Origin of the sequence: Parafrankia sp. FMc2, assembly GCF_041008525.1 — a bacterium.
In the GTDB taxonomy this organism is placed as follows: Bacteria; Actinomycetota; Actinomycetes; order Frankiales; family Frankiaceae; genus Parafrankia.
Genome location: NZ_JBFLUG010000071.1, coordinates 18752 through 40317, shown reverse-complemented (window position 1 = coordinate 40317; position 21566 = coordinate 18752). Strand labels below are relative to the sequence as shown.

General features: G+C 71.5%; 19 protein-coding genes. 14 read left to right on the top strand and 5 right to left on the bottom strand.

The window, feature by feature from the left end:
* Positions 1-733 precede the first annotated feature (733 nt).
* The 5 genes from AB1460_RS22490 (at position 734) to AB1460_RS22470 (ending at position 6173) form a co-directional block, all read left to right on the top strand.
* Positions 734-1678, top strand: a complete 945-nt coding sequence (locus AB1460_RS22490) for an ABC transporter ATP-binding protein (RefSeq protein ID WP_368963886.1) — start codon at positions 734-736, stop codon at positions 1676-1678.
* A gap of 5 nt (positions 1679-1683) precedes the next feature.
* The gene (locus tag AB1460_RS22485; protein WP_368963885.1) at positions 1684-2580 is read left to right on the top strand and encodes an ABC transporter ATP-binding protein; all 897 of its coding nucleotides are present in this window, start codon (positions 1684-1686) and stop codon (positions 2578-2580) included.
* 51 nt (positions 2581-2631) lie between these two features.
* Positions 2632-3522 (top strand): branched-chain amino acid ABC transporter permease, encoded by an 891-nt coding sequence (locus AB1460_RS22480; protein WP_368963884.1) that lies wholly within the window; start codon positions 2632-2634, stop codon positions 3520-3522.
* Positions 3515-4693 (top strand): branched-chain amino acid ABC transporter permease, encoded by a 1179-nt coding sequence (locus AB1460_RS22475; protein ID WP_368963883.1) that lies wholly within the window; start codon positions 3515-3517, stop codon positions 4691-4693. The genes AB1460_RS22480 and AB1460_RS22475 overlap by 8 nt, the downstream gene beginning before the upstream one ends.
* Before the next feature lie 202 nt (positions 4694-4895).
* On the top strand, positions 4896-6173 hold the full coding sequence (locus tag AB1460_RS22470; protein WP_368963882.1) for an ABC transporter substrate-binding protein: 1278 nt from the start codon (positions 4896-4898) through the stop codon (positions 6171-6173).
* Between the two features lie 135 nt (positions 6174-6308).
* Here AB1460_RS22470 and AB1460_RS22465 read toward each other — a convergent pair whose 3' ends face one another.
* The 3 genes from AB1460_RS22465 to AB1460_RS22455 form a co-directional block, all read right to left on the bottom strand.
* On the bottom strand, positions 6309-7517 hold the full coding sequence (locus AB1460_RS22465) for an IS701 family transposase (RefSeq protein WP_420497340.1): 1209 nt from the start codon (positions 7515-7517) through the stop codon (positions 6309-6311).
* Positions 7518-8039: 522 nt separating this feature from the next.
* A complete protein-coding gene (locus tag AB1460_RS22460) occupies positions 8040-8486 on the bottom strand; it encodes an NUDIX hydrolase (protein WP_368963879.1) in 447 nt (148 codons plus the stop codon).
* Positions 8487-8496: 10 nt separating this feature from the next.
* Positions 8497-8811, bottom strand: coding sequence for a HypC/HybG/HupF family hydrogenase formation chaperone (locus AB1460_RS22455; protein WP_368963878.1), 315 nt, complete (start codon positions 8809-8811; stop codon positions 8497-8499).
* Between the two features lie 311 nt (positions 8812-9122).
* Here AB1460_RS22455 and AB1460_RS22450 point away from each other — a divergent pair, with 311 nt between their 5' ends.
* The 5 genes from AB1460_RS22450 to AB1460_RS22430 are packed head-to-tail and all read left to right on the top strand — an operon-like array spanning position 9123 to position 13800.
* The gene (locus AB1460_RS22450; protein WP_368963877.1) at positions 9123-10403 is read left to right on the top strand and encodes a hydrogenase small subunit; all 1281 of its coding nucleotides are present in this window, start codon (positions 9123-9125) and stop codon (positions 10401-10403) included.
* Positions 10400-12115 carry a nickel-dependent hydrogenase large subunit gene (locus tag AB1460_RS22445; RefSeq protein ID WP_368963875.1) on the top strand — a complete coding sequence of 572 codons (1716 nt, stop codon included), beginning with the start codon at positions 10400-10402 and terminating at the stop codon, positions 12113-12115. The genes AB1460_RS22450 and AB1460_RS22445 overlap by 4 nt, the downstream gene beginning before the upstream one ends.
* Positions 12112-12885 carry a Ni/Fe-hydrogenase, b-type cytochrome subunit gene (gene cybH / locus AB1460_RS22440; protein WP_368963873.1) on the top strand — a complete coding sequence of 258 codons (774 nt, stop codon included), beginning with the start codon at positions 12112-12114 and terminating at the stop codon, positions 12883-12885. The genes AB1460_RS22445 and cybH overlap by 4 nt, the downstream gene beginning before the upstream one ends.
* Positions 12882-13487 carry a HyaD/HybD family hydrogenase maturation endopeptidase gene (locus AB1460_RS22435; protein WP_368963872.1) on the top strand — a complete coding sequence of 202 codons (606 nt, stop codon included), beginning with the start codon at positions 12882-12884 and terminating at the stop codon, positions 13485-13487. The genes cybH and AB1460_RS22435 overlap by 4 nt, the downstream gene beginning before the upstream one ends.
* The gene (locus AB1460_RS22430) at positions 13480-13800 is read left to right on the top strand and encodes a hydrogenase/urease maturation nickel metallochaperone HypA (protein ID WP_368963871.1); all 321 of its coding nucleotides are present in this window, start codon (positions 13480-13482) and stop codon (positions 13798-13800) included. Before AB1460_RS22435 ends, AB1460_RS22430 begins: the two co-directional genes overlap by 8 nt.
* Positions 13801-13829: 29 nt before the next feature.
* Here the strand turns inward: AB1460_RS22430 and AB1460_RS22425 are convergent, their stop codons facing one another.
* The gene (locus tag AB1460_RS22425) at positions 13830-15707 is read right to left on the bottom strand and encodes a propionyl-CoA synthetase (protein ID WP_368963870.1); all 1878 of its coding nucleotides are present in this window, start codon (positions 15705-15707) and stop codon (positions 13830-13832) included.
* A gap of 229 nt (positions 15708-15936) precedes the next feature.
* Here AB1460_RS22425 and AB1460_RS22420 point away from each other — a divergent pair, with 229 nt between their 5' ends.
* Entirely contained in the window at positions 15937-17505 is a 1569-nt protein-coding gene (locus AB1460_RS22420) for a GAF domain-containing protein (RefSeq protein WP_368963869.1), read from the top strand.
* Here AB1460_RS22420 and AB1460_RS22415 read toward each other — a convergent pair.
* Complete coding sequence (locus tag AB1460_RS22415) at positions 17423-18508, bottom strand: MIP/aquaporin family protein (RefSeq protein ID WP_368963868.1); 1086 nt, start codon at positions 18506-18508, stop codon at positions 17423-17425. The two genes, AB1460_RS22420 and AB1460_RS22415, sit on opposite strands and share 83 nt — an antisense overlap.
* A 209-nt stretch (positions 18509-18717) precedes the next feature.
* On the opposite strand from AB1460_RS22415, the gene AB1460_RS22410 reads away from it, so the two are divergent.
* Genes AB1460_RS22410 through AB1460_RS22400 form a run of 3 tightly spaced genes read left to right on the top strand, consistent with a single transcriptional unit; the run spans position 18718 to position 21562 of the window.
* Positions 18718-19176 carry a diol dehydratase small subunit gene (locus AB1460_RS22410; protein ID WP_368963867.1) on the top strand — a complete coding sequence of 153 codons (459 nt, stop codon included), beginning with the start codon at positions 18718-18720 and terminating at the stop codon, positions 19174-19176.
* 53 nt (positions 19177-19229) lie between these two features.
* Complete coding sequence (locus AB1460_RS22405) at positions 19230-20960, top strand: propanediol/glycerol family dehydratase large subunit (RefSeq protein ID WP_368963866.1); 1731 nt, start codon at positions 19230-19232, stop codon at positions 20958-20960.
* Positions 20960-21562 carry a propanediol/glycerol family dehydratase medium subunit gene (locus tag AB1460_RS22400; protein ID WP_368963865.1) on the top strand — a complete coding sequence of 201 codons (603 nt, stop codon included), beginning with the start codon at positions 20960-20962 and terminating at the stop codon, positions 21560-21562. Before AB1460_RS22405 ends, AB1460_RS22400 begins: the two co-directional genes overlap by 1 nt.
* The last annotated feature ends 4 nt before the right edge of the window (positions 21563-21566 follow it).

Genomic DNA, 21566 nt, shown 5'->3' with positions numbered 1-21566 from the left:
ACCCCCGCGTCGTCCGCCGGGCCAACCGCACCCCATTCCCCACCAAGAAGCCGATCGACAGACACCTCACAGGACCACCACCCTCGGTCGTCACAGTACTAACCCGAACCTAAAGTTCCTGGTATTGGGCATCGTCCCGGCCACGCACATTGACGACCCCCTTGAAAACGGCCCCTTGAGGCTTCGCGCCACGGCCGCGAACCCCGACATGTGACGCTCCGCCTAGCACAGCGAGATCCCGCGAGCAAGAAGAGGGCACTTCATTCCGGCCGCTTCGGGGCCCTGCCCGGCGCTCCTTCCACTCCGGCGGCGCGCCGGGACGGCGCCCACCAACCCTTCCCAGAACGGCGCGGCGGCGGCCGCGAACTGCCGGCATACCCCTGCTCCGAATGACTCCTGAGAGATCGTCTCGGCATCGCCACAACACCGTGGCGACCGGATCGCGGAACTCCGGTGGGATGGGTAGGCAGCGGCGGCCGAGCGGCCGCCCCTGGCTGCTTCAGCCACGACAGCGGGGCAACGCGGCTATCCGGCGGTGGGCGGGCCACGGGGCCGCCAGGTGGCGGGTTCCCGACCCCGGGCCCCGGCAACCTAACAAAGTCCCGAGAAAATGCCGGCAACGCTTGTGCCGCGGAGTCGGACGGATACATGATCTGCCGCCTGTACAACATTTTCTTTCGGGCCGGAACGCCCCGGTCATACGCATCAGCCAACACTTCGACGGAGGGCGGCTTTGGAGCTGGACGTCAGCGGCCTGCAGGTCACCTACGCGGGGGTCATTCGCGCTCTGCGGGACATTGACCTACACGTTGGGACCGGCGAGATAGTCGCCGTGCTCGGTAGCAACGGAGCAGGCAAGACGACGCTGCTGCGCGCTATCACGGGCTCCCTGAAACGCCACCGGGCCAAGGTCGACAAAGGCCAGGTCACCTTCGGCGGGCGGTCGCTGGTGGACGCGCACCCGGCCGACGTCGTCAACCGCGGGGTCGTTCTCGTCCCGGAGGGGCGCCGCGTGTTCGGGCGGCTGTCCGTCGAGGAGAACCTCAAGGCGGGCGCGATAACCGTCCGCAGCCGCGCGACCAGGGCCGAGCGCCGGGAAAAGGTTTACGGAATGTTCCCCCGGCTCGCCGAGCGCAGCGGGCAACGCGCCGCGCTGCTCTCCGGCGGCGAGCAGCAGATGCTCGCCATCGGCCGGGCGCTGATGTCGGGCCCCCGGCTGCTGCTGCTGGACGAGCCGTCGCTCGGCCTGGCGCCGCAGATCGTGACCCACATCGGCGAGGTCCTCAGGCAGATCAACCAGGAGGGCACGTCGGTGATGCTCGTCGAGCAGAACGCCGCGATGGCGCTCGGCGTCGCCGACAACGGCTATGTCCTGGAGCTCGGGCGGGTGGAGCTGTCGGGCCCGGCTGCCGAGCTGGCCGCCTCCGACGACATCGCCTCGCTGTACCTCGGCCGGGGCCACGCCGGCGGCACGGACCACGACACGCCCGCCGGACCGGACCGACCAGGCGGGCCGGGAGGGCCTGGCGGCGGGGGCGCGGCCAGCCCCACGGGGGCGAAGGTCGGCACGGCGGGGAACCTGGCCCCGCGGCCGACGCTGAGCCGCTGGACTCCGCCGGCGCGCGGGCGCTTCGGGCTGCTCGGCGCCGGAGCGGCGACCGGAACGGGCCGGCCGTGACGATCATGAGCAGCAGGGGCGACGCCGGCCCGGCCCGCACGGCGCACGGGGACGTCGCCGTGCTGGAGGTCGACAGCGTCACCGTCCGGTTCGGCGCGCTCACCGCGCTCTCCGGGGTGTCGCTGCGCGCCGAGCCAGGCACGGTGCACGCGGTGATCGGGCCGAACGGCGCCGGCAAGTCAACGTTGTTCAACGTCATCTCCGGGGTGTACCGGGCGTCGGCCGGCAGTGTGCGGCTCGGCGGGACGACGCTGACCGGACGGCGCCCGCACCGGATCACCGCCCTCGGTGTCGGGCGGGCGTTCCAGAACATGGCGGCCTCGCCGAGCGAGTCGGTCGAGGAGAACATCATGCTCGGCCGGCACCTGCTGACCCGGGCCGGTTTCGTCGGCGCCGGGCTGAAACTGCCGTGGGCGGTGCGGGAACAGCGGCTGCACCGGGCGCGGGTCGTCGAGATCGCGGAGTTCGTCGGCCTCGGGCACCTCCTCGACCGGCCGCTGGGCATCCTCTCCTACGGCGACCGCAAGCGGGTCGAGGTCGCCCGCGCGCTGGCGACCGAGCCACGGGTGCTGCTGCTCGACGAACCCGTCGCCGGCATGAACGCGGCCGAGACCCTGCGGATGTCGGAGATCGTGCTGTCCGTCCGCGCGTCGCTCGGAATCACCGTTCTCCTGGTCGAACACGACATGTCCATGATCATGTCGGTAGCCGACCGGATCAGCGTCCTCGACTTCGGCCGGCTCATCGCCGACGGCACTCCGGCGCAGATCCAGAACGACCCGGCGGTCATCGCCGCCTATCTCGGCACCGGCACCAGCACCAGCACCGAGACCAGCGCTGGAACCGGCACCGACACGGGCACCGGAGCCGCCCCGGCACCCGCACCCGCACCGTCCCCGTAGTCGCGACGAACGCCTCGGCCGACGCCCCGCCCCGACCGGAGAGCCCTCGCTTTGACCACCTTCCTGTCGTTCCTCCTCAACGGCCTGTCGCTCGGGTCGTTGTACGCCCTGATCGCGCTCGGTTTCGTCATCATCTACAAGGCCAGCGAGATCCTGAACTTCGCGCACGGCGCCTTCCTGCTGCTCGGCGCCTACGTGATCGCCCGGGTCGAGCCGTCGGTCGGCTTCGCTGCCGCCGTCGCCATCGGCATCGCCGTGACCGCGCTGGTCGCGCTCGCGTCGGAGAAGATCCTGTTCTCGCGGATCCGCAGCGCACACGTGGCCTCTCTGACAATCATGACGCTGGGCCTGGACGTCCTCATCACCACCGATCTGACCAGGCGGATCGGCTCCAGCGTGATGTCGCTCGGCCAGCCGTGGGGTGCCGACGTCGTGCGCCTGGGCGACGTCAGCATCAGCGAGAACCGGCTGACCGCAATCGGTGTGGCGTTCGTTCTCATCGGTCTGCTGTTCGCCGCGTTCCGCTTCACCAGCTGGGGAGTGGCGCTGCGCGCGGCGGCCGAGGACCCGGAGGCCGCGGCCCTGATGGGCATCCGGCAGGCCCGGGTCGGCGCGGTCGCCTGGCTGATCGCCGGTGGCCTCGCGGCGGTCGCGGCCGTGTTCCTGACCGGCAGTCCCACCCCCGGCCTCGAACCGAACCTGCGCACGATCGCGTTCGCCGCGTTCCCCGCCGCCATCCTCGGCGGTCTTGACTCGACAACCGGAGCGCTGGCCGGCGGCCTGATCGTGGGTGTCGCCGAGTCGCTGTTCGCCGGCTACAGCTCCAGCCTGACCTTCCTCGGCGGCGGTTTCAGCATCGTCGTCCCCTACGTGGTGATGATGCTGGTGCTCGTCGTCCGGCCGGCCGGCCTGTTCGGGACGAAGGAGCTGCACCGTGTCTGACACGACGACACAGAGCTCACCGGCGGCCGGTCCGGGCACCGGGGCGCCGGGCGCGGCGGCCGGCACGCGCCGCGCCCTGCAGCTGCGCCGCCCGGCCACGGGCAGCCTGCTGCTGATCCTGTTCGTCGCGGTGCTGGCGGTGCTGCCGTTCTATCTGGAGGAGTTCTGGCTACGCACCGGCTTCGCGGTCTTCGGTGCGGCGATCGGTGCTATCGGCCTCAACATCCTGGTCGGCACCACCGGCCAGCTGTCGCTGGGGCACGCGTTCTTTCTGGCCGTCGGCGGAATCAGCTACTGCTGGCTGTCCGGCGAGTCGAACGACTCCGGTTCACACCCGTATGTCGGCCTCGGGCTGCCGCCGCTGGTCGGCATGGTCCTCGCAGTCGGCATCTCGGGTCTCGCCGGCCTTCTCTTCAGCCCGATCGGCGCCCGACTGAAAGGTCTCTACCTCGGCATCGCCTCGCTCGGGCTGGTGTTCGTCGGCATCCACGTCTTCAACTCGGCCAGCGAGGTCAGCGGCGGCCACAACGGGCGCACCGTGCCCGACTTCTCACTGTTCGGGTTCACCTTCGACGACACCGATCCAGACCTCTACGTCCTCAATGTGGAGTTCGAGAAGTTCGAGCGGCTGTGGTACCTCGGCCTGGTCCTGGCGGTCGGGTGCTACCTTTTCGCGCGGGCGGCGCTGAACGGACGTCCCGGCCGGGCGCTGCGTGCGGTGCGGGACAGCGAGATCGCCGCGTCGGTGAACGGCGTGAACGTCACCGCCTACCGGGCGAGGGCGTTCCTGCTCTCCTCGATGTACGCGGGTCTGTCCGGCGTGCTGTTCGCGCTGGCGATCGGCAGTGTGGCGCCGGAGTCGTTCGCGATCGAGATCTCCGTCCAGTACCTGGCGATGATTGTTCTCGGCGGTCTGGGATCGGTGGGCGGCGCCTGCGCCGGCGCTGCGTTCGTGACCGCGCTGCCTTACGTGCTCAGGCAGTACGCAGAGTCGATTCCGGGGCTTTCCGAGCCGGGAACCGGCGGGGTGAGCTATTCCGAGGCCGCCCGGTACGCGTACGGCGCGGCGGTCATTCTGGTGATTGTCTTCTGGCCGAGCGGGCTGGCCGGAATCGCCCGCGGGCTGAAGGCGATAGGCAGCAGACGCGCCTCCCGGCAGGCCCCCACCTGACGGCAGGCGGACGACCGCTGCGCCCTCCGAACCACCAGGCCCGGCTCTCCCGAACCGCCCGGCCCTCCCGGCCTGCCCGAACCCGAACCACCCGGCCTGCCCGAACTGACCGAATGTCCCGCCGGCCGCGCCGCTATGGGGATCAGCGCGCGTCTTTCCCGGCAATCACGTGAACGCGAGTAAGGGGACCAGGATGCACGGTATGAGAACCAGGCGATTCGGCCTGATGCGCCCGGTCGCGGCGATCGCCGCGGTGGCGGCGATCATCACGACCGCGTCGTGCAGCACGAAGTCCGACGACGAGACGCCACCGGCCGAGAACGGCGCCGGCGCCGGCGCCGTCCGGACCGGGGCCGGCATCGAAGGCGACGTCATCACCCTGGGTGTGCTGACCGACTTCACCGGCCTGAACGCGGCCAGCGGCAAGGATGTCACCGAAGGCCAGCGGATCTACTGGGACCAGCTGAACCGGGGCGAGAAGATCTGCGGCCGGTTCACCGTGGAGCTGGACGTCAAGGACCACGGCTACAACGTGCAGACCGCGGTCACGCAGTACGCGGAGAGCTCCGGTGACGTCCTCGGATTCGTCCAGGTTCTCGGTTCCCCGATGGCGACCGCCCTCATTCCCGAGCTGGAGCAGGACGGCCTGATCGGCATTCCGGTCGCCTGGGCGAAGAACCTCGCGGCGAGCCCCGGCTATGCGGTTCCCGGCCCCACCTACGACGTCGAGACGATCAACGGCCTGGACTACCTGCTCGAGGAGGGGCGGATCAAGGAAGGTGACAAGATCGGCCACATCTTCCACGACAGCGAGTACGGCAACAACGCGCTTGAGGGCAGCAAGTTCTTCGCCGCACAGCACGGCATGACCATCGTCGAGCAGCGCATCGGCGCCGCCGAGCCGGACATGACCTCCCGGGTCACCGCGCTCGCCGCCGAGGGAGTCACGGCGATCATCCTGACCACCCAGCCCAGCCAGACCGCGGGTGCCGCCGCAGCGGCGAACGGCGCCGGGCTCGACGTGCCGCTTCTCGGCAACGCCCCGACGTTCTTCCCGACTCTGCTCGACACGCCGGCCCGGGACGCCCTGATCAAGAACTTCTACCTCGTGGGCCCGAACGTCGGTGTCGGCCTGCCGCCGGCCGCCGACCTGCTGAAGGCGTACAAGGACAAGTTCCCGAACGTCGAGCCGTCGAACAGCGTCGTCACCGGCTACTCATCCTCCAAGATCATGGAGCTGATCCTGCAGAAGGCGTGTGAGGACGGCGACCTCACCCCGGAGGGTGTGCTCGCCGCGAAGGCTGCCATCAGCCCCGCCGAGACCGATGGGCTGACCGGCACGCTTGACTTCTCCAGGCCGGGTATCTCGCCCTCTCGGGAAAGCTTCCTGGCTCGACCGAAGGCCGGCGTGCCCGGCAGCACCGAGGGCGTCGAGGCCAACTACGAGGGACCGACGGTCGCCGCCTACGTCCGCAGCTGACGTCGACCGTCCGCAGCTGACGTCGACCGTCCGACCTGGGGCCCGCTCGGTGGGTGAAGCAGCCCACCGAGCGGGCCCCACCGCGTGTCCGCAGATTCACGCCCGGGGGGTTGGCGCCCCGCAGGTTCCGGTTGTCTACTCGCTCGCGCGCAGGCGGGTGCGGATCGCCTGGGCGACGCTGACGAGGGTGACGTGGCGATGCCAGCCCGTCCACGACCGGCCCTCGAAGTGGTCCAGGCCGAGCGCATCGCGCAGTTCACGGTAGTCGTGCACGATCCGCGACCGGATCCGGGCGAGATGGATCAGCTCGCGCAGCTCGGCGCCAGCGGGCAGTGTCGACAGCCAGTAGTCACTGGGTTCGGGTGTGCCGGGTGGCCACTCGGCCAGCAGCCAGCATTCCGGTGGCCCCTGCTCGGGTGAGGGGGTACGGATCCGCAGCGCGAGGAAGCGGGAGCGCCGCTGCCCGGTGCCGGTGACCTCGACCGGGCCCAGCTGCATGCCGGCCCGCCAGGGCACGAACCGGCCGTCGGGCCAGCCGCTGGTCATCACCAGGGTGCGCAGGTCCCACGGCGGCTCGGCGTGGGACGTCGCGGGCACTGGCCGCCCGCTGTCCGGATGCGCCGCCGGCGCCGTGTCGGCCGCCTGCGCGGTGACGGTCGGTGTGACCGCCACGACGTAGGGGACACCCCGCTCGGCGAGCCCCCGCCGGAAGGCTGTCACGTCCCCGTAGGTGGCGTCCGCGACGACCGGACGGACGGGCATCCCCCACCCGCGCAGCTCGTCGAGCATGTCCAGCGCGAGTCGCCATTTCTCCTGGTGCCGCTGGTCGTCCGGGATCGCGGCCTGCGCCCGCCGGGCCCGGGCCACCGCGATCTGGCCGGGATCTCCCAGGGCGGTGTCGTCCCACGAGGGGGGCAGAAAGAGCCGCCAGTTCAGCGCCGCCGACATCTTGTCGGTCACCGCGTGCGCCGACACCCCGATCTGGCAGTTCCCGACCCTGCCCAGCTTGCAGGAGTACATCCGGGCGACACCGGGAGAGGTCGGGCCGTCCTTCGGGAAGCCGCTGTCGTCCACCACCAGCGCGACCGGGTCGAGGGCGCCGACCGCCCACCGGGTCAGTCGCCGGCGGACGTCCCGGTGGTCCCAGGTCGAGCTGGTGATGAACTGCTGGAGACACTGGTGGTCGACCGCGAGCCGATCCGCCATCGGACGCATCGACTTGCGCCTGCCGTCCAGCAGCAGGCCGCGCAGGTACAGCTCGCCCTTCGCCCGCTGGTCACGCCGCCGCAGCCCGCCCAGCATGTCCTCGGCAAACGCCTCGACGATCGGGCGGGCCCGTTCCATCTCCTCCGGCCTCACAGAGCAATCCCACACCGGCGAGATCTGCGCCACATCCGATAGCGACCGAAAGATCCCCCGAAAGTGCCAGTGCGGCCGGTAGTGCCCGCGGACACGGAGGAAATGCCCATGCGAAGGAGGCCGCGCGACCGCGCAGGCGGCATGTCGCCACCGTCGCCGGCCACCACGTCCGCGAGCAGCCCGCGCTCGTCCGCGGGGCCATCGGCGTCACCGGCCAGTTCACCGCCCTCGACGACAACCTGACAGCGACCGAGAACCTGGTGCTGTTCGGCCGGCTGACGAAACTGGGCCGCACCGCCGCACCGCCGCACCGCCGCACCGCCGCGCGGGCGCGCGGGCGCGGGCCACCGAGCTCCTGGAGCGCTTCGACCTGGGCGAGGCAGCCCACCAGCGGGTCGGCGCACTCTCCGGCGGGGCGCTGCGCCGGCTGCGCACGATGGCGGTCGACCACCTGCGTCGAGCTGCCCTGAGCGGGCCCCCCGACAGCATTCCACCTCGGAACGGGCGTCAGGACGGGACGCGGACCAGCCGGTTCAGGAAGTCGGCCTGCTCGCGGATGGTGTCGGGCGGGATCTCGGTGAACCAGCCGGTCTCGCTGCCCTCGGCGCTGCCGACCGGCTGCCCGCTGCTGATCGTCGCGTCGAAGGCGATGCCGATCGGCCAGCCGCGGTACCCGTCCGCCGCCATGAACGGATACTCGATGTAGCCGAGGAGATCGCCGACGGCGACCGAGACACCCAGCTCGCGCGCGGCCACCCGGGCCACCGCCGCCGTCAGCGACTCGCCGAAGAACACCGTGCCGCCCGGCAGATGCCACTGCCCCAGGCAGGGCTCGATGTCCCGCCGCGACAGCAGCACGCCGGCAGGTCCGGAGATGACGACCTCGACGCACAGCCGGGGCACCCGGCCGTAGATCTCGTCGAAGTCGCGCCGACTCAAGGGAAACCCCGACACAGGCCGAACCCTAGCAGTCGCCACCACGAGCACCGGACGAGGACGGCGGCAGCTCGTTCCGTGGCCGGAGCGAGTCCGGCAGGGCGAGTTCGTCCTGCAGGACGTCGCCGAGCGAGCGGAGCAGCTCCAGGGTGCGATGCGCCTCGACCTCGTCGACCAGGTTGAGGGCGAAGCCGACGTGGACGATGACGTAGTCGCCGATCCGCGCGTCGGGCACGTAGGCCAGGCAGACCTCGCGGGTGATCCCGTCGAAGTCGACGGTGCCCATGAGCAGGCCGGCGACGTCGACGGTGGCGACGATCCGGCCAGGTATCCCGAGGCACACGGCGCCTCACTCCCCCTTTGTCGAGCGGTGCTTCACGGCCGGGTGACCGGATGGTTGATGCGGGGGGGGTTCGGCGTACCAGTCTCCGCCGTGGACCCGGCGACGACAAGGGACATCCGGCCCTGCGGTTCGGCTCTGATGGACTCCCGCCCGCATCCGATGAGGCTCCTGTCTGGCGCCGCGGCGCGCACTAACGTCCACTCGCACAATGCGCTGCGGCGCCGGCGGCCGGGCTGGAAGCCGGCCAGAAAGTCACACAGGACAGCCGTACAGGACCGCACTAGCGAAAGTCCCGGGCGGGAGGCACCCGAATGACGCGCGAATCCGGCCGTCCGTTGTCCGCGAGGCTCGCGGACGCCGGGGTCGACCGGCGATCGTTCCTGAAGTTCTGCGCGGGAATCACCGCGACGCTCGCCCTGCCGGCCCAGATGGCGCCCCGGGTCGCCTACGCGCTGGACAGCGTCGACCGTCCCGCTGTGATCTGGCTGGAGTTCCAGGACTGCGCCGGTGACACCGAGGCTTTCCTGCGCTCACGCAACCCGTCGGTCGCGGACCTGCTGCTGGGCATGATCTCGCTGGACTACCACGAGACGGTGATGGCCGCGGCCGGAGTGGCAGCGGAGAAGGCCCGTGACGACGCGGTGTCCCAGGGCGGGCATCTCGTGATCGTCGAGGGTTCCATCCCGACCGGTATTCCCGGGTCGTGCACGGTTGGCGGCCGGTCGGCGGAACAGATTCTGCGTGAATCCGTCCGGGGTGCGGCGGGCATCATCAACGTCGGGACCTGTTCGGCCTTCGGTGGCATTCCGGCGGCCGGGCCGAATCCGACCGGGGCGGTGCGGGTCGAGGACGTCGTCAGCGACATCCCGGTCGTGAACCTGACCGGCTGCCCGGTGAACGCGGACAATCTGACCGCCACCATCGTGCATTTCCTGACCTTCGGCGAGTTCCCGGCGCGGGACAGGTTCAGCCGGCCGCTGTTCGCCTACGGGGAACGCATCCACGACACCTGCCAGCGGCGAGGCCACTTCGACGCGGGCCAGTTCGCCGAACAGTGGGGGGACGAGGGCCACCGCAGAGGCTGGTGCCTGTACCGGCTGGGCTGCAAGGGGCCGAGCACCTTCCACAACTGCCCGAGCGTGCGGTTCAACGGCGGGACGTCCTGGCCGGTCGCGGCCGGGCACGGGTGTGTGGGCTGTTCGGAGCCGAGCTTCTGGGATTCGATGTCCCCCTTCTACGACCGACTGCCGCACGTGGCGACGTCCGGTCTCGACCTCACCGCCGACCAGATCGGGGTGGGCGTGCTGGCGGCGACGGCGACCGGCTTCGCCGCGCACGGAGTCGGCAAGGTCGTCCAGCACCGGGTCGCCGCGCACCGGGAGCGCCAGGCCGCGGACCGCCTCGCGGAAGACACCGAGAGGCCGGCGGCCTACACCGACACCGACGCCGACGCCGACAGCCATGGCGACGGTGCCAGCGACACCGGGACGACAGCCGACGCCCCAGCGCCATCCAGCGAGGCAGCGCCATCAGGCAAGGCAGTGCCATCCAGTCAGACCGACGGCGGCAGAGAGACGGGCGAGGTGAAATGAGTCGGCTTGTCATCGACCCGGTGACCCGGGTCGAGGGTCACCTGCGTGTCGAGGTGCAGGTGGACGGCGGTCAGGTCACCGAGGCGTACGCGTCGTCCACGATGTGGCGCGGCATCGAGACGATCCTGACCGGCCGCGACCCCCGGGACGCCTGGCTGTTCGCGCAGCGGATCTGCGGCGTGTGCACCACGGTGCACGCGCTGGCGTCGGTGCGGGCGGTGGAGGACGCGGTCGGCGCCGTCCCGCCGCGCAACGCCCGACTGCTGCGCGACATCATCGCGGCGTCCCTGAGCGTGCACGACCACGTGGTGCACTTCTACCACCTGCAGGCGCTGGACTGGGTCGACCCGACGGCGGCACTGGCAGCCGACCCGACGCGCGCGGCGGCGCTGGCCCAGTCGATCTCTAACTACCCGCGGTCCACCGCCGGCCTGTTCGCCGCGGTGCAGACCCGGCTGCGGGTCTTCCTGGAAAGCGGGAAGATCGGCCCGTTCACCAACGGCTACTGGGGCCACCCGGCCTACCGGCTCAGCCCGGAGATGAACCTGATCGCGTTCAGCCACTACCTCGACGCCCTCGACTTCCAGCGGGACTACGTGCGGGTGCACGCCCTGCTCGGCGGGAAGAACCCGCATCCGCAGACGTACGTGGTCGGCGGCATGGCCTCCCCGATCGACCTGAACAGCCAGGACGCGATCAACGCCAACACGCTGCAGGAGGTCGCCCAGATCCTGCAGCGCGGCGTCGAGTTCGTCGAGCAGGTGTTCCTGCCCGACCTGGAGGCCATCGCCGGCGCCTACCCCGAGTGGACGTCCTACGGCCGGGGCCTCGGCTCCTACATGGTGTTCGGTGACTACTCGGCGTCCCCGCCACGGGTCGCCCGGCCGCCCCGGGACGGCCTCTTCCCCGGCGGCGTCATCCGCAACGGGAGCCTGGCCGTGGAGCCGTTCGACCCGGCGGGCATCGCCGAGTCCGTCGCGCACTCGTGGTTCCGGTACGAGGAGTCCGACGCGGCGCTGCCGCCCTGGCTCGGCGAGACGCAACCGCAGTACACCGGCCCGGAGCCGCCGTTCGAGCACCTGGACGTCGCCGGGAAGTACTCGTGGCTGAAGGCCCCGCGTTACCAGGGCATGGCCGTGGAGGTGGGCCCGCTCGCCCGCCTGCTCGTCGGCTACTCCCTGAACGACGCCCGCATCCACCCTCTCGTGCAGGGGGCGCTGGACCGCCTGCGCCTCCCACCCGAGGCACTGATGTCGACGCTGGGCCGGGTGCTGGCCCGCGGCCTGGAAACCCGGCTGATGGCCCAGCACTCGCTGGACCTCGTCGCCGAACTGCGCGACAACGTCGCCAGCGGCGACCTGGCCATCGCCGACACCGGCCGATGGCGCCCCACCTCCTGGCCGGACGGCACCCTGCGCGGCGTCGGCTTCCACGAGGCACCCCGCGGGGCGCTGTCGCACTGGGTGGTCATCGAGGGCGACCGCATCCGCAACTACCAGGCCGTGGTGCCCACCACCTGGAACGCCAGCCCCCGCGACGCGGACGGGAACCCGGGCGCCTACGAGGCGTCCCTGGTCGGCACGCCCGTCGCCGACCCGCAGCGGCCGCTGGAGATCCTGCGCACCCTGCACTCCTTCGACCCCTGCATGGCCTGCGCGGCGCACCTCTACGACGCCGACGGCAACGACATCATCCAGGTCCGGGTCCAGTGACCGTCCCCGCGCCCGCCACCGACGGCCCCGCCGCCCACGAGCCCGCCGACCACGAGCCTGCCGGTGCCGAGCCCGCCGGTACCGAGCCCGCGGTTCACGGGGCCGCCGCCGGCGGGCCCGCGCCGTTCGTCCGGGTCCGGGTCTGGGACCTGCCGGTCCGGCTCATCCACTGGCTGCTCGTGCTGGACCTCGTCGCGCTGTCCGTCACCGGCTTCCTGATCGGCACCCCGGTCATCGACCCGGGCGGCGGCGTCTACTGGATGTCCTGGACACGGACCATCCACAAGATCACCGCGTACCTGTTCATCGCGTTGATCTTCGCCCGGCTCTGCTGGCACCTGCGCTCGCCGAACCCCTGGTCGCGGTGGACGGAGTGGATACCCAGCACCCGGGAGCGGCTCGGCCAGATCATCCCCTCCCTGCGCTTCTACATGTTCCTGACCCGGGAGGCGCCCCCGGTCGTCGGCCACAACCCGCTCGCCGGGCTCACCTACTGCGTGCTGTACACGATGTTCGGCGTCGAGATCGTGACCGGCCTGGTGCTGTGGGGCGTCGAGGGGACGGGCTGGGCCTCCTGGCTCACCGGCTGGCTGCTGCACATCGTCCCACTGCCGACGCTGCGCCTCATCCACCACCTGATCATGTGGCTGACCTGGGGGTTCATGATCCATCACCTGTACAGCGCCATCCTCGTCGACCGGGTGGAGGGCACCGGCGTCATGACGTCCATCTTCTCCGGCAACAAGTTCCTCCCCAAGGACCACACGTGACGGCCACGACCGGCCCCCGAGAGACCACAGAGGCAGCCGAGGCGGGCGGGCTGGGCGGAACTGGCTGGGCGTCCGCCGGCGCGGCCGTGCTGCGCGAGGCCGTCTCGGACGCCGACGGCCCGGACGCCCCCGTCCTGGTGCTGGGCATCGGCAACGAGCTGCTCGGCGACGACGGCGTCGGCGTGGTCGCCGCCCGGCGGCTCGCCTCCGCGGCGCTGCCGGGCGTCGACGTCCTCGACGGCGGCACCCTCGGGCTGATGCTCATGCCCTACCTGGCCGGCCGCCGGGCCGTACTCATCCTGGACGCGGTCGCCACCGCCCACGGCAGACCCGGCGACCTGGTGGTCATTCCCGACGGGGACGTCCGGCGCGGCCACGGTGTGCGGGCCACCGCGCACGACATCGGTCTCGTCGACGCCCTTGCGGCCACCGAGCTCGCCGGCTGCGCGCCCCGGCACGTCGCCCTGGTGGGCGTCGTCCCCGAATCGATCACCGACCGCTGGGGCCTGAGCGTCCTCCTCGCCTCCCGCGTGGACGCGATGGTGGACGCCGCCCGCACCGTCCTCACCGAATGGGAAGTGCAGGTACCCGGACATGCATGAGGCCGGCCTCGCCCGTGCCGCGGTCGGCGCCATCATCGAGGCGAGCGCGGGAACACCGGTGCTCACCGTGGTTCTCGCCGCCGCGACCGGCGTCGACATCGCTTCGGCCTCCGCCGCGTGGCACGCCGCCGCGGTCGGAACCCCCCTGGAGGCCACCGCCCTGACCTGGGAGCACGCGCCGGACCGGCTGCGCTGCTTCGCCTGCGGCCACGACTACGGCGGTGCCCGCCTGGACCCGTGCCCGTCCTGCGGGGGCAACGGCCTGGTCGTCGCCCCCGCGGACGAACTCACCGTCGTGCGCTGGACGACCTAGCCACGGCGGCACGCGGCACGGCGCCTGCGTCACGCCCGGCGCAGCACCGGGCGCAGCGCGTCCAGCGCCGCGGGGTCGTCGATGGTGGGCGGCACCGGTTCGTTGCGGCCCTCGGCGATCGCGCGCATCGAGGCCCGCAGGATCTTCCCCGACCGGGTCTTCGGCAGGCCGTCCACGACGGCGACCTCGCGGAACGCCGCCACCGCGCCGATATCCCGGCGGACCGCCGCGACCAGTTCCACTCGCAGCGTCTCCGGGTCGGTGTCCACCCCTGCCTTCAGCACCACCAGACCGCAGGGCACCTGACCCTTCAGGTCGTCTCGCACACCGATCACGGCGCACTCCGCCACCGCGGGGTGCGCCGCCAGCACCGCCTCCATCGCGCCGGTCGACAGCCGGTGCCCGGCGACGTTGATGACGTCGTCGGTGCGCCCCATCACGAACAGGTAGCCGTCCTCGTCGAGGTACCCGCTGTCGCCGGTCAGGTAGAAGCCCGGGAAGCGGGACAGGTAGGACTCGACGTAACGGTCGTCGTTCCCCCACAGGGTGACCAGCGTACCGGGCGGCATGGGCAGCCGGATGCAGATCAGCCCCTCGGTGCCGGGCGGCACCTCGCGGCCGTCCAGGTCGAGGATCCGGATGTCGTAGCCGACGACCGCGACGGTCGGCGAGCCCGGCCGGACCGGCATCGGTTGCAGGCCGCGTGGGTTCGCCGCCACCGGCCAGCCCGTCTCGGTCTGCCACCAGTTGTCGATGACCGGCACACGCAGGGTGTCGGTCGCCCACTGGTAGGTGCTGGGGTCCAGCCGCTCGCCGGCCAGGAACAGGGCCCGCAGCGCAACCAGGTCCTGGCAGGCGGCTTCGTTCCCGTCCGGATCGGCCCGGCGGATCGCCCGGATGGCGGTCGGCGCGGTGAACAGCCCCCGGACGCCGTACTGCGAGATCACCCGCCAGAAGGCGCCGGCGTCCGGGGTCCCGACCGGCTTGCCCTCGTAGAGCACGGTCGTCGCACCCACGAGCAGCGGGCCGTACACGATGTAGGAGTGGCCGACGACCCATCCGATGTCGGACGCCGCCCACCACACGTCGCCCGGGCCGATGTCGTAGATGTTGGTCATCGACCAGGCCAGCGCCACGGCGTGCCCGCCGTTGTCGCGCACGACCCCCTTGGGCCGCCCGGTCGTGCCGGAGGTGTGCAGCACGTACAGCGGGTCCGTCGCGGCGACGTCGACGCAGTCCACCGGCCCGGCTGACGCCATCAGCTCGTCCCAGTCGCGGTCGCGGGCGCCGAGCGCCGCCTCGGTCTGGGGGCGCTGCAGGACCACCACATGGTCCGGCGGGCCGGCGGCGAGCTCGATCGCCTCGTCGACGATCGGCTTGTACTCGACGATCCGGTTCGGCTCGACACCGCAGGAGGTGCAGACCAGCACCCGTGGGGCGGCGTCGGAGATCCGGGCGGCCAGCTCCTTCGCGCCGAACCCGCCGAAGACCACGGTGTGCACGGCGCCGAGGCGGGCGCAGGCCAGCATCGCGATCACGGCCTGCGGAACCATCGACATGTAGATCATCACCCGGTCACCGGGCCCCACGCCCAGCCCGCGCAGGACGCCGGCGAACCGCGCCACCTCGTCACGCAGCTCGGCGTAGGTGTAGCGCCCGGCGGCGCCGGTCACCGGCGAGTCGTAGATCAGCGCGGTCCGCTCCCCGTGCCCGGCGTCCACATGCCGGTCGAGGACGTTGTGACAGGTGTTCAGCCGGCCGTCGGGAAACCAGCGGGCGGCTGGCGGACGGTTGTCGTCCAGACCCACACGCGGCGGGCGGGACCAGGTCACCGCCGCCGCGGCGGACAGCCAGAAGTCGGACGGATCCTTCCGCCATGCGTCGTACACGTCCCGGTATGCGCCCATCGACCGTCCCGTCCCCTCCGTGCCGCCTGCTGCCGCAGCGTAGTCGGCGCGATGTTGCATCCTCGTTGCAACGGACGGCACCCCCACGGTGGCGGGCGACCGGTCAGCCACGCTGCGGCGCGCGCTTGCCGACCTCCCGTCTGGCCGTTCATGCTGTGACTCTGCCCACCCCGCAGTGACGGCTGCGCCGACGAGTCGCCTCTGTCAAGACCGCCGCGGAGCGTTCATCATGAAGTCACGCATCACTGATGGCCCGACCGCGAAGACCCCGAGAGCCCTGGAAACCCCCACGACCGCGGGGAACGCGACGGTCTCCGGGGCCGGCAGCACACCGGTGGACGACCCGCGGGCGCAGTCCTTCGCGCTGCGGCGGTTACACGAGGCCGTGCTGGGCGACGCCAGGTTATCCACCGCGCCGCGATCGGTCATCTCCGAATCCTGGCGCCGCTCGCTCGCCGCCCAGGTCAACCCGGACAGCTACAGCCCGATCATCGTCTACCGGCCGGACGAGATCGTGGACGTCCGGTCCGCCCACCCGCTGCGCGCGGTGCTGCCACTGCTGCGCGACCTGCTCGTCAGCATCGCCGACGCCTCCCGGCACGTCATGATCGTCACCGATGCCGAAGGCACCATCCTCTGGCGCGAGGGGGCCGGTGACCTGTGCCGGCGGGCCGACCCGGTCGGGCTGTGCGAGGGCGCCCGCTGGGCCGAGGACACCATCGGCACCAACGCGATGGGCACCGCGCTGGCCATCAACGCTCCGGTGCAGATCTACTCGGCCGAGCATCTGGTGCGCATCTACCACAGCTGGACCTGCGCCGCGGCGCCCATCCACGACCCGGACACCGGGCACGTGCTCGGCACGATCGATGTCAGCGGCCTGCTGGACGAGCTGCACCCCGCCTGCGTCTCGCTGGTCAACGCCGCCGCGAAACTCGCCGAGAGCCACCTGCGGCACCAGATGGAGCTGCGGGACGAGCGGATCAGAGCCCGCAACCTGGCCCATCTCGCCGGCCTGCGCGGCGAGCCGGGCGCGCTGGTCACACTGTCCCGACGGGTGATCGCCGCCGAGCCGCACGGCGGGTGGCCGCGGCGGATCCCCGTCGAGCCCGGCGTCGACCGGGTCCTGCTCGACGACGGCCGCGAGGCGCGGGTCGAACCGCTGCCCGACGGGTACCTGGTCCGGCTCGCGCACCCGGCGCGGACGGCCCCGCGCAGCCCCACCCTGTCGCTGTCGTTCCTGAACGAGCGGCCGGCGGCGGTGCTCGACGGCCGGGAGGTGCCGCTGACCCTGCGGCGAGCCGAGCTGCTCGCCCTGCTCGCCCTGCATCCGGGCGGGCTGACCGGCGAGCAGCTCGCCACCATGCTCTACGGCGACCAGGGCAACCCCACGACGGTGCGCGCCTCGATCCACCGGCTGCGCGCCATGCTCGGCGAGTCGATCATGTCAACCCAGCCGTACCGGTTACGGGCCAGGGTCGAGGCGGACTTCCTGACCATGCGCGCCGCGCTGGACGTCGGCGACGTGCGGACGGCGGTGGCGGCCTGCCGCACGTCCCTGCTCCCCCACTCGGACGCTCCGGCGATCCGCGCGGAACGCGACCAGATGGTCGCCGCCCTGCGGTCGGCGGTCCTCGGCCACCATGACGTCGACGCGCTGTGGACCTTCACGCGAAGCGAGCCGGGCAGCGGTGACATCGAGGTGTTCGAACGTCTCACCCGGACACTTCCCGCTCACGACCCGCGGCACGGCCTCGCAGCGGCCCGGCTCGCCTGGCTTCTCGCCGACGAGGACTGACGCCGTCGGACATCGCCGCCGCGCCCGCTGGTTCCGCCGCCAGTGCCGGGACCGAAGCCGGTACGGAGGCCTGCGGGCTGGTGGCCGTCGTTCCGGCGGTGGCGGGCGGCGGCTGCTGGCGGGCGTGGAGCACGTCGCCGATGAAGAAGTCGTAGACCATCGCGCCGACCACGGCACCGACGAGCGGCCCGACGATGGGCACCCACATGTAGTTCTGGAAGTCCAGACCGCCGCCACTGACCGTGCCGGGCAGAGCCACCTCGCCCCAGCCGGCGAGGAAGGTGAACAGCCGCGGTCCGAAGTCACGCGCCGGGTTGATCGCGTAACCGGCGTTCGCGCCGAAGGACATCCCGATGGCGGCGACGGCGAAACCGAGCAGGAGCGGCACGGCCTTCGCCGACACCGACCTGTTGCGGCTGTCGATGAGACCGAACACCACCGCCACGAACAGCGCGGTCCCGACCACCTGGTCGAGCAGGGGCCCGGTCCAGCTGTCGAAGTAGCCCGCCGGGAAGGTCGCGAAGATGGAGAAGGAGGCGACGGCTGCGCCGCCGTCGCGCGGGGTGTCCGCCGCGGTCTCGAAGGCGGAGATCGCCGGGCTGTAGACGGCGTACACCAAGGCGGCGCCGGCGAAGGCACCCACGACCTGCGCCGCCCAGTAGCCCGGCACTCTGCGCCACGGGAAGCGCCGACGCACCGCCAGAGCGAGGGTGACAGCCGGGTTGAGATGGGCCCCGCTGATCCCACCGGTCAGGTACACCGCGAACGCGACCGCGAACGCCCAGCCCCAGACGGGGAGCAGCCAGTCGCCTGCCGCCTGGAAGATCACGGTCGGGCCGGCGGTGCGTCCCGAGCCGGGCAGGCCGGCCACCAGCATCGCGACACAGCCCGCTCCGAAGGCGATGAGCAGGAAGGAGCCGAAGAACTCGGCGAGCACGTCGCCGTAGCCGCCCCGGATGCGCTCCAGGCGTCGTCGGTCACGTAAGGGCGCGGACTCGGTCACGTTTCGCCTCCACACGCTGGGTTCCGGAATGCGGAGCACTGTGCGGGCAGTGGGGTTCCAGGCGCGTTGCAGCCCGGACGTCGGCAGGTGCAACGCCGCAGCAACGTGACGCTGCTTACTGTCTCGAACCGTGGGCGCGGCCACCGGCACGCCAGGCACGGCACGGGGACGGCGCACCGCGGCACGGTGACGAGGGCAGGAGCGAACTCATGACGTCCATAGACATGGAAGCCGACATCGACATGCAGGTCGACGTCGAACTGGACCCGCGGCGGGACTACCCGCTGGCGGCCAACCGTCCGGACCTGCTCCGGACGCCGACCGGCAGGCGCATCGACGAGATCACCATGTCCGCGCTGCTGGCCGGTGAGATCGGCCCGGAGGACATCCGCATCACGCCGGCGACGCTGCGGTTGCAGGCCCAGATCGCCGAGAAGGTGGGCCTGCCGCAGCTGGCCCAGAACTTCCGCCGGGCCGCCGAGCTCACCTCGCTGTCGGACGACGACGTCCTGACGATCTACAACACCCTGCGGCCGCGGGCAGCGACCCGGGAGCAGCTGACCGACATCGCGGACCGGCTCCAACGGGATCACGGCGCGACGCTGTGCGCCGAGCTCGTCCGCGAGGCCGCCGACGTCTACGAGCGGCGCGGCATTCTCGCGAGCTGACGGCGCCACGCACGCCAGCCGATCCGGGTTCCTACAAGAGGGGTGAGTCGCAGATGAGCACGACGGACACCACGAGCCGGGCTGACCACAGCGCGCCACCGCCGCCGCGACGGTCGCGCAGGACCGAGGTTCTGGAGAACCGGCCGGTCAACCTCGACGGTTTCGTGGAGGAGTGGCCCGAGGTCGGCATGGTGGCCATGGACAGCCCGTACGACCCGGCCCCGAGTGTCCGGGTCGAGGGCGGGGTCATCGTGGAGATGGACGGGCGGGAACGCGCGGACTTCGACTTTCTCGACCAGTTCATCGCCGACCACGCCATCGACGTGACGGCCACCGAGAAGGCGATGGCACTCGACCCGGTCGAGATCGCGCACCTGCTGGTGGATCCGAAGGTGTCCCGGCGCGAGGTGCTGGACATCTCCCGGGGACTGACCCCCGCGGCGCTGCTCGAGGTCGTCAAGACCATGAACGTGGTCGAGATGATGATGGCCCTGCAGAAGATGCGGGCCCGGCGCACCCCGGCGAACCAGGCACACTCGACCAGCGCCCGGGACAACCCCGTCCAGGTCGCGGCGGACGCCGCCGAGGGCGCGCTGCGCGGATTCCGCGAGCTGGAGACCACCCTCGGGGTGGTGCGGTACGCCCCGCTGGTGGCGATCGCGTTGCAGGTCGGGGCGCAGGCGGCGGTGCCGGGGGCACTCACCCAGTGCGCGCTGGAGGAGGCCACCGAACTCGAACTCGGCATGCGCGGCATCACCGCCTACGCGGAGACGATCTCCGTGTACGGCACCGAGTCGGTGTTCTGCGACGGGGACGACACCCCGTGGTCGAAGACCTTCCTCGCCTCGGCGTACGCGTCCCGCGGCATCAAGATGCGGTTCACCTCGGGAACCGGCTCCGAGGTGCAGATGGGCAACGCCGAGGGCCGGTCCATGCTGTACCTGGAGATCCGCTGCATCCTGGTGACCAGAGGCGCCGGTGTGCAAGGCCTGCAGAACGGTTCGATCAGCTGCATCGGCGTACCCGGCGCCGTGCCGGCGGGCATCCGCGCGGTGCTGGCGGAGAACCTGATCGCCAGCACGGTGGGCCTGGAGTGCGCCTCCGGCAACGACCAGTCGTTCTCCCACTCCGACATGCGGCGCACCGCCCGGTTGCTCCCGCAGCTGCTGCCCGGCACCGACTTCATCTGCTCGGGTTACTCCGCGGTGCCGAACTACGACAACATGTTCGCCGGCTCGAACCTCGACTCCGAGGACTATGACGACTGGAACGTCATCCAGCGCGACCTCCAGGTCGACGGCGCACTGCGGCACGTCGGGGAGGCGGAGATCCTCGCCGCCCGCAACCGGGCCGCCCGAGCCCTGCAGGGTGTGTTCGCCCACCTCGACCTGCCACCGATCACCGACCGGGAGATCGACGCGGTGACCTACGCGCACGGCAGCAAGGAACTGCCGCTGCGGGACGTCCTGGAGGACCTCAAGGGCGCGCAGTCGGTCATGGACCGCGGCATCACCGGGCTCGACATCGTCCGGGGTCTGGACGCCGCCGGCTTCCCCGACATGGCCGAGTCGTTCCTCGGGGTGCTGCGGCACCGGGTCTCCGGCGACCTCCTGCACACCGCGGCGATCCTCACCCCCGAGCTGGAGACCCTCTCGGCGGTCAACGACGCCAACGACTACGCGGGGCCCGGCACCGGCTACCGCCCCACCGGGGCCCGGTGGGAGGAGATGAAGCGGTTGCGGCACGTGGTCAGCGCGCAGAACCCGGAGGAGGAAGTCGGCTGATGGCAGACACGACGGCGATCGGACGCCGTACCGACAGGCGCACGCTGGAACTGACGAGCCGGGGCCCGGCCGCGGCAGGGCGCCGTCCGGACGAGGTGGTCATCGGCCTCTCGCCGGGCTTCGGCGACCTGTTCACGAAGACGATCGTCGACGTGCCGCACGCGGAGGTGCTGCGGCAGCTGCTCGCCGGCATCGAGGAGCAGGGCGTGCACGCCCGGGTGGTCCGGTTCCCCGGCAGCTCCGACCTCGCGGTCATCGGCCACGGCGCGGCCCGGCTGTCCGGCTCGGGGATCGGCGTCGGCGTCCTGTCCCGGGGCACCACGATGATCCACCAGAAGGATCTGCCGAAGCTGTCCAGCCTGGAGCTGTTCCCGCAGGCGCCGCTGATGGACCTGGAGGTCTTCCGCAGCATCGGCCGCAACGCCGCCCGGTATGCCAAGGGCGAGTCCCCGGAGCCGGTTCCGTCCCGCAACGACTACATGGCCCGCCCGCGCTGGCAGGCGAAGGCCGCGCTGCTGCACATCAAGGAGACCGGCCTCGTCCACCCCGGCGCCGCCCCGGAGGAGCTGACCGCCCTGATCCGTCTGGCGGCAGCGTCGTGACGGT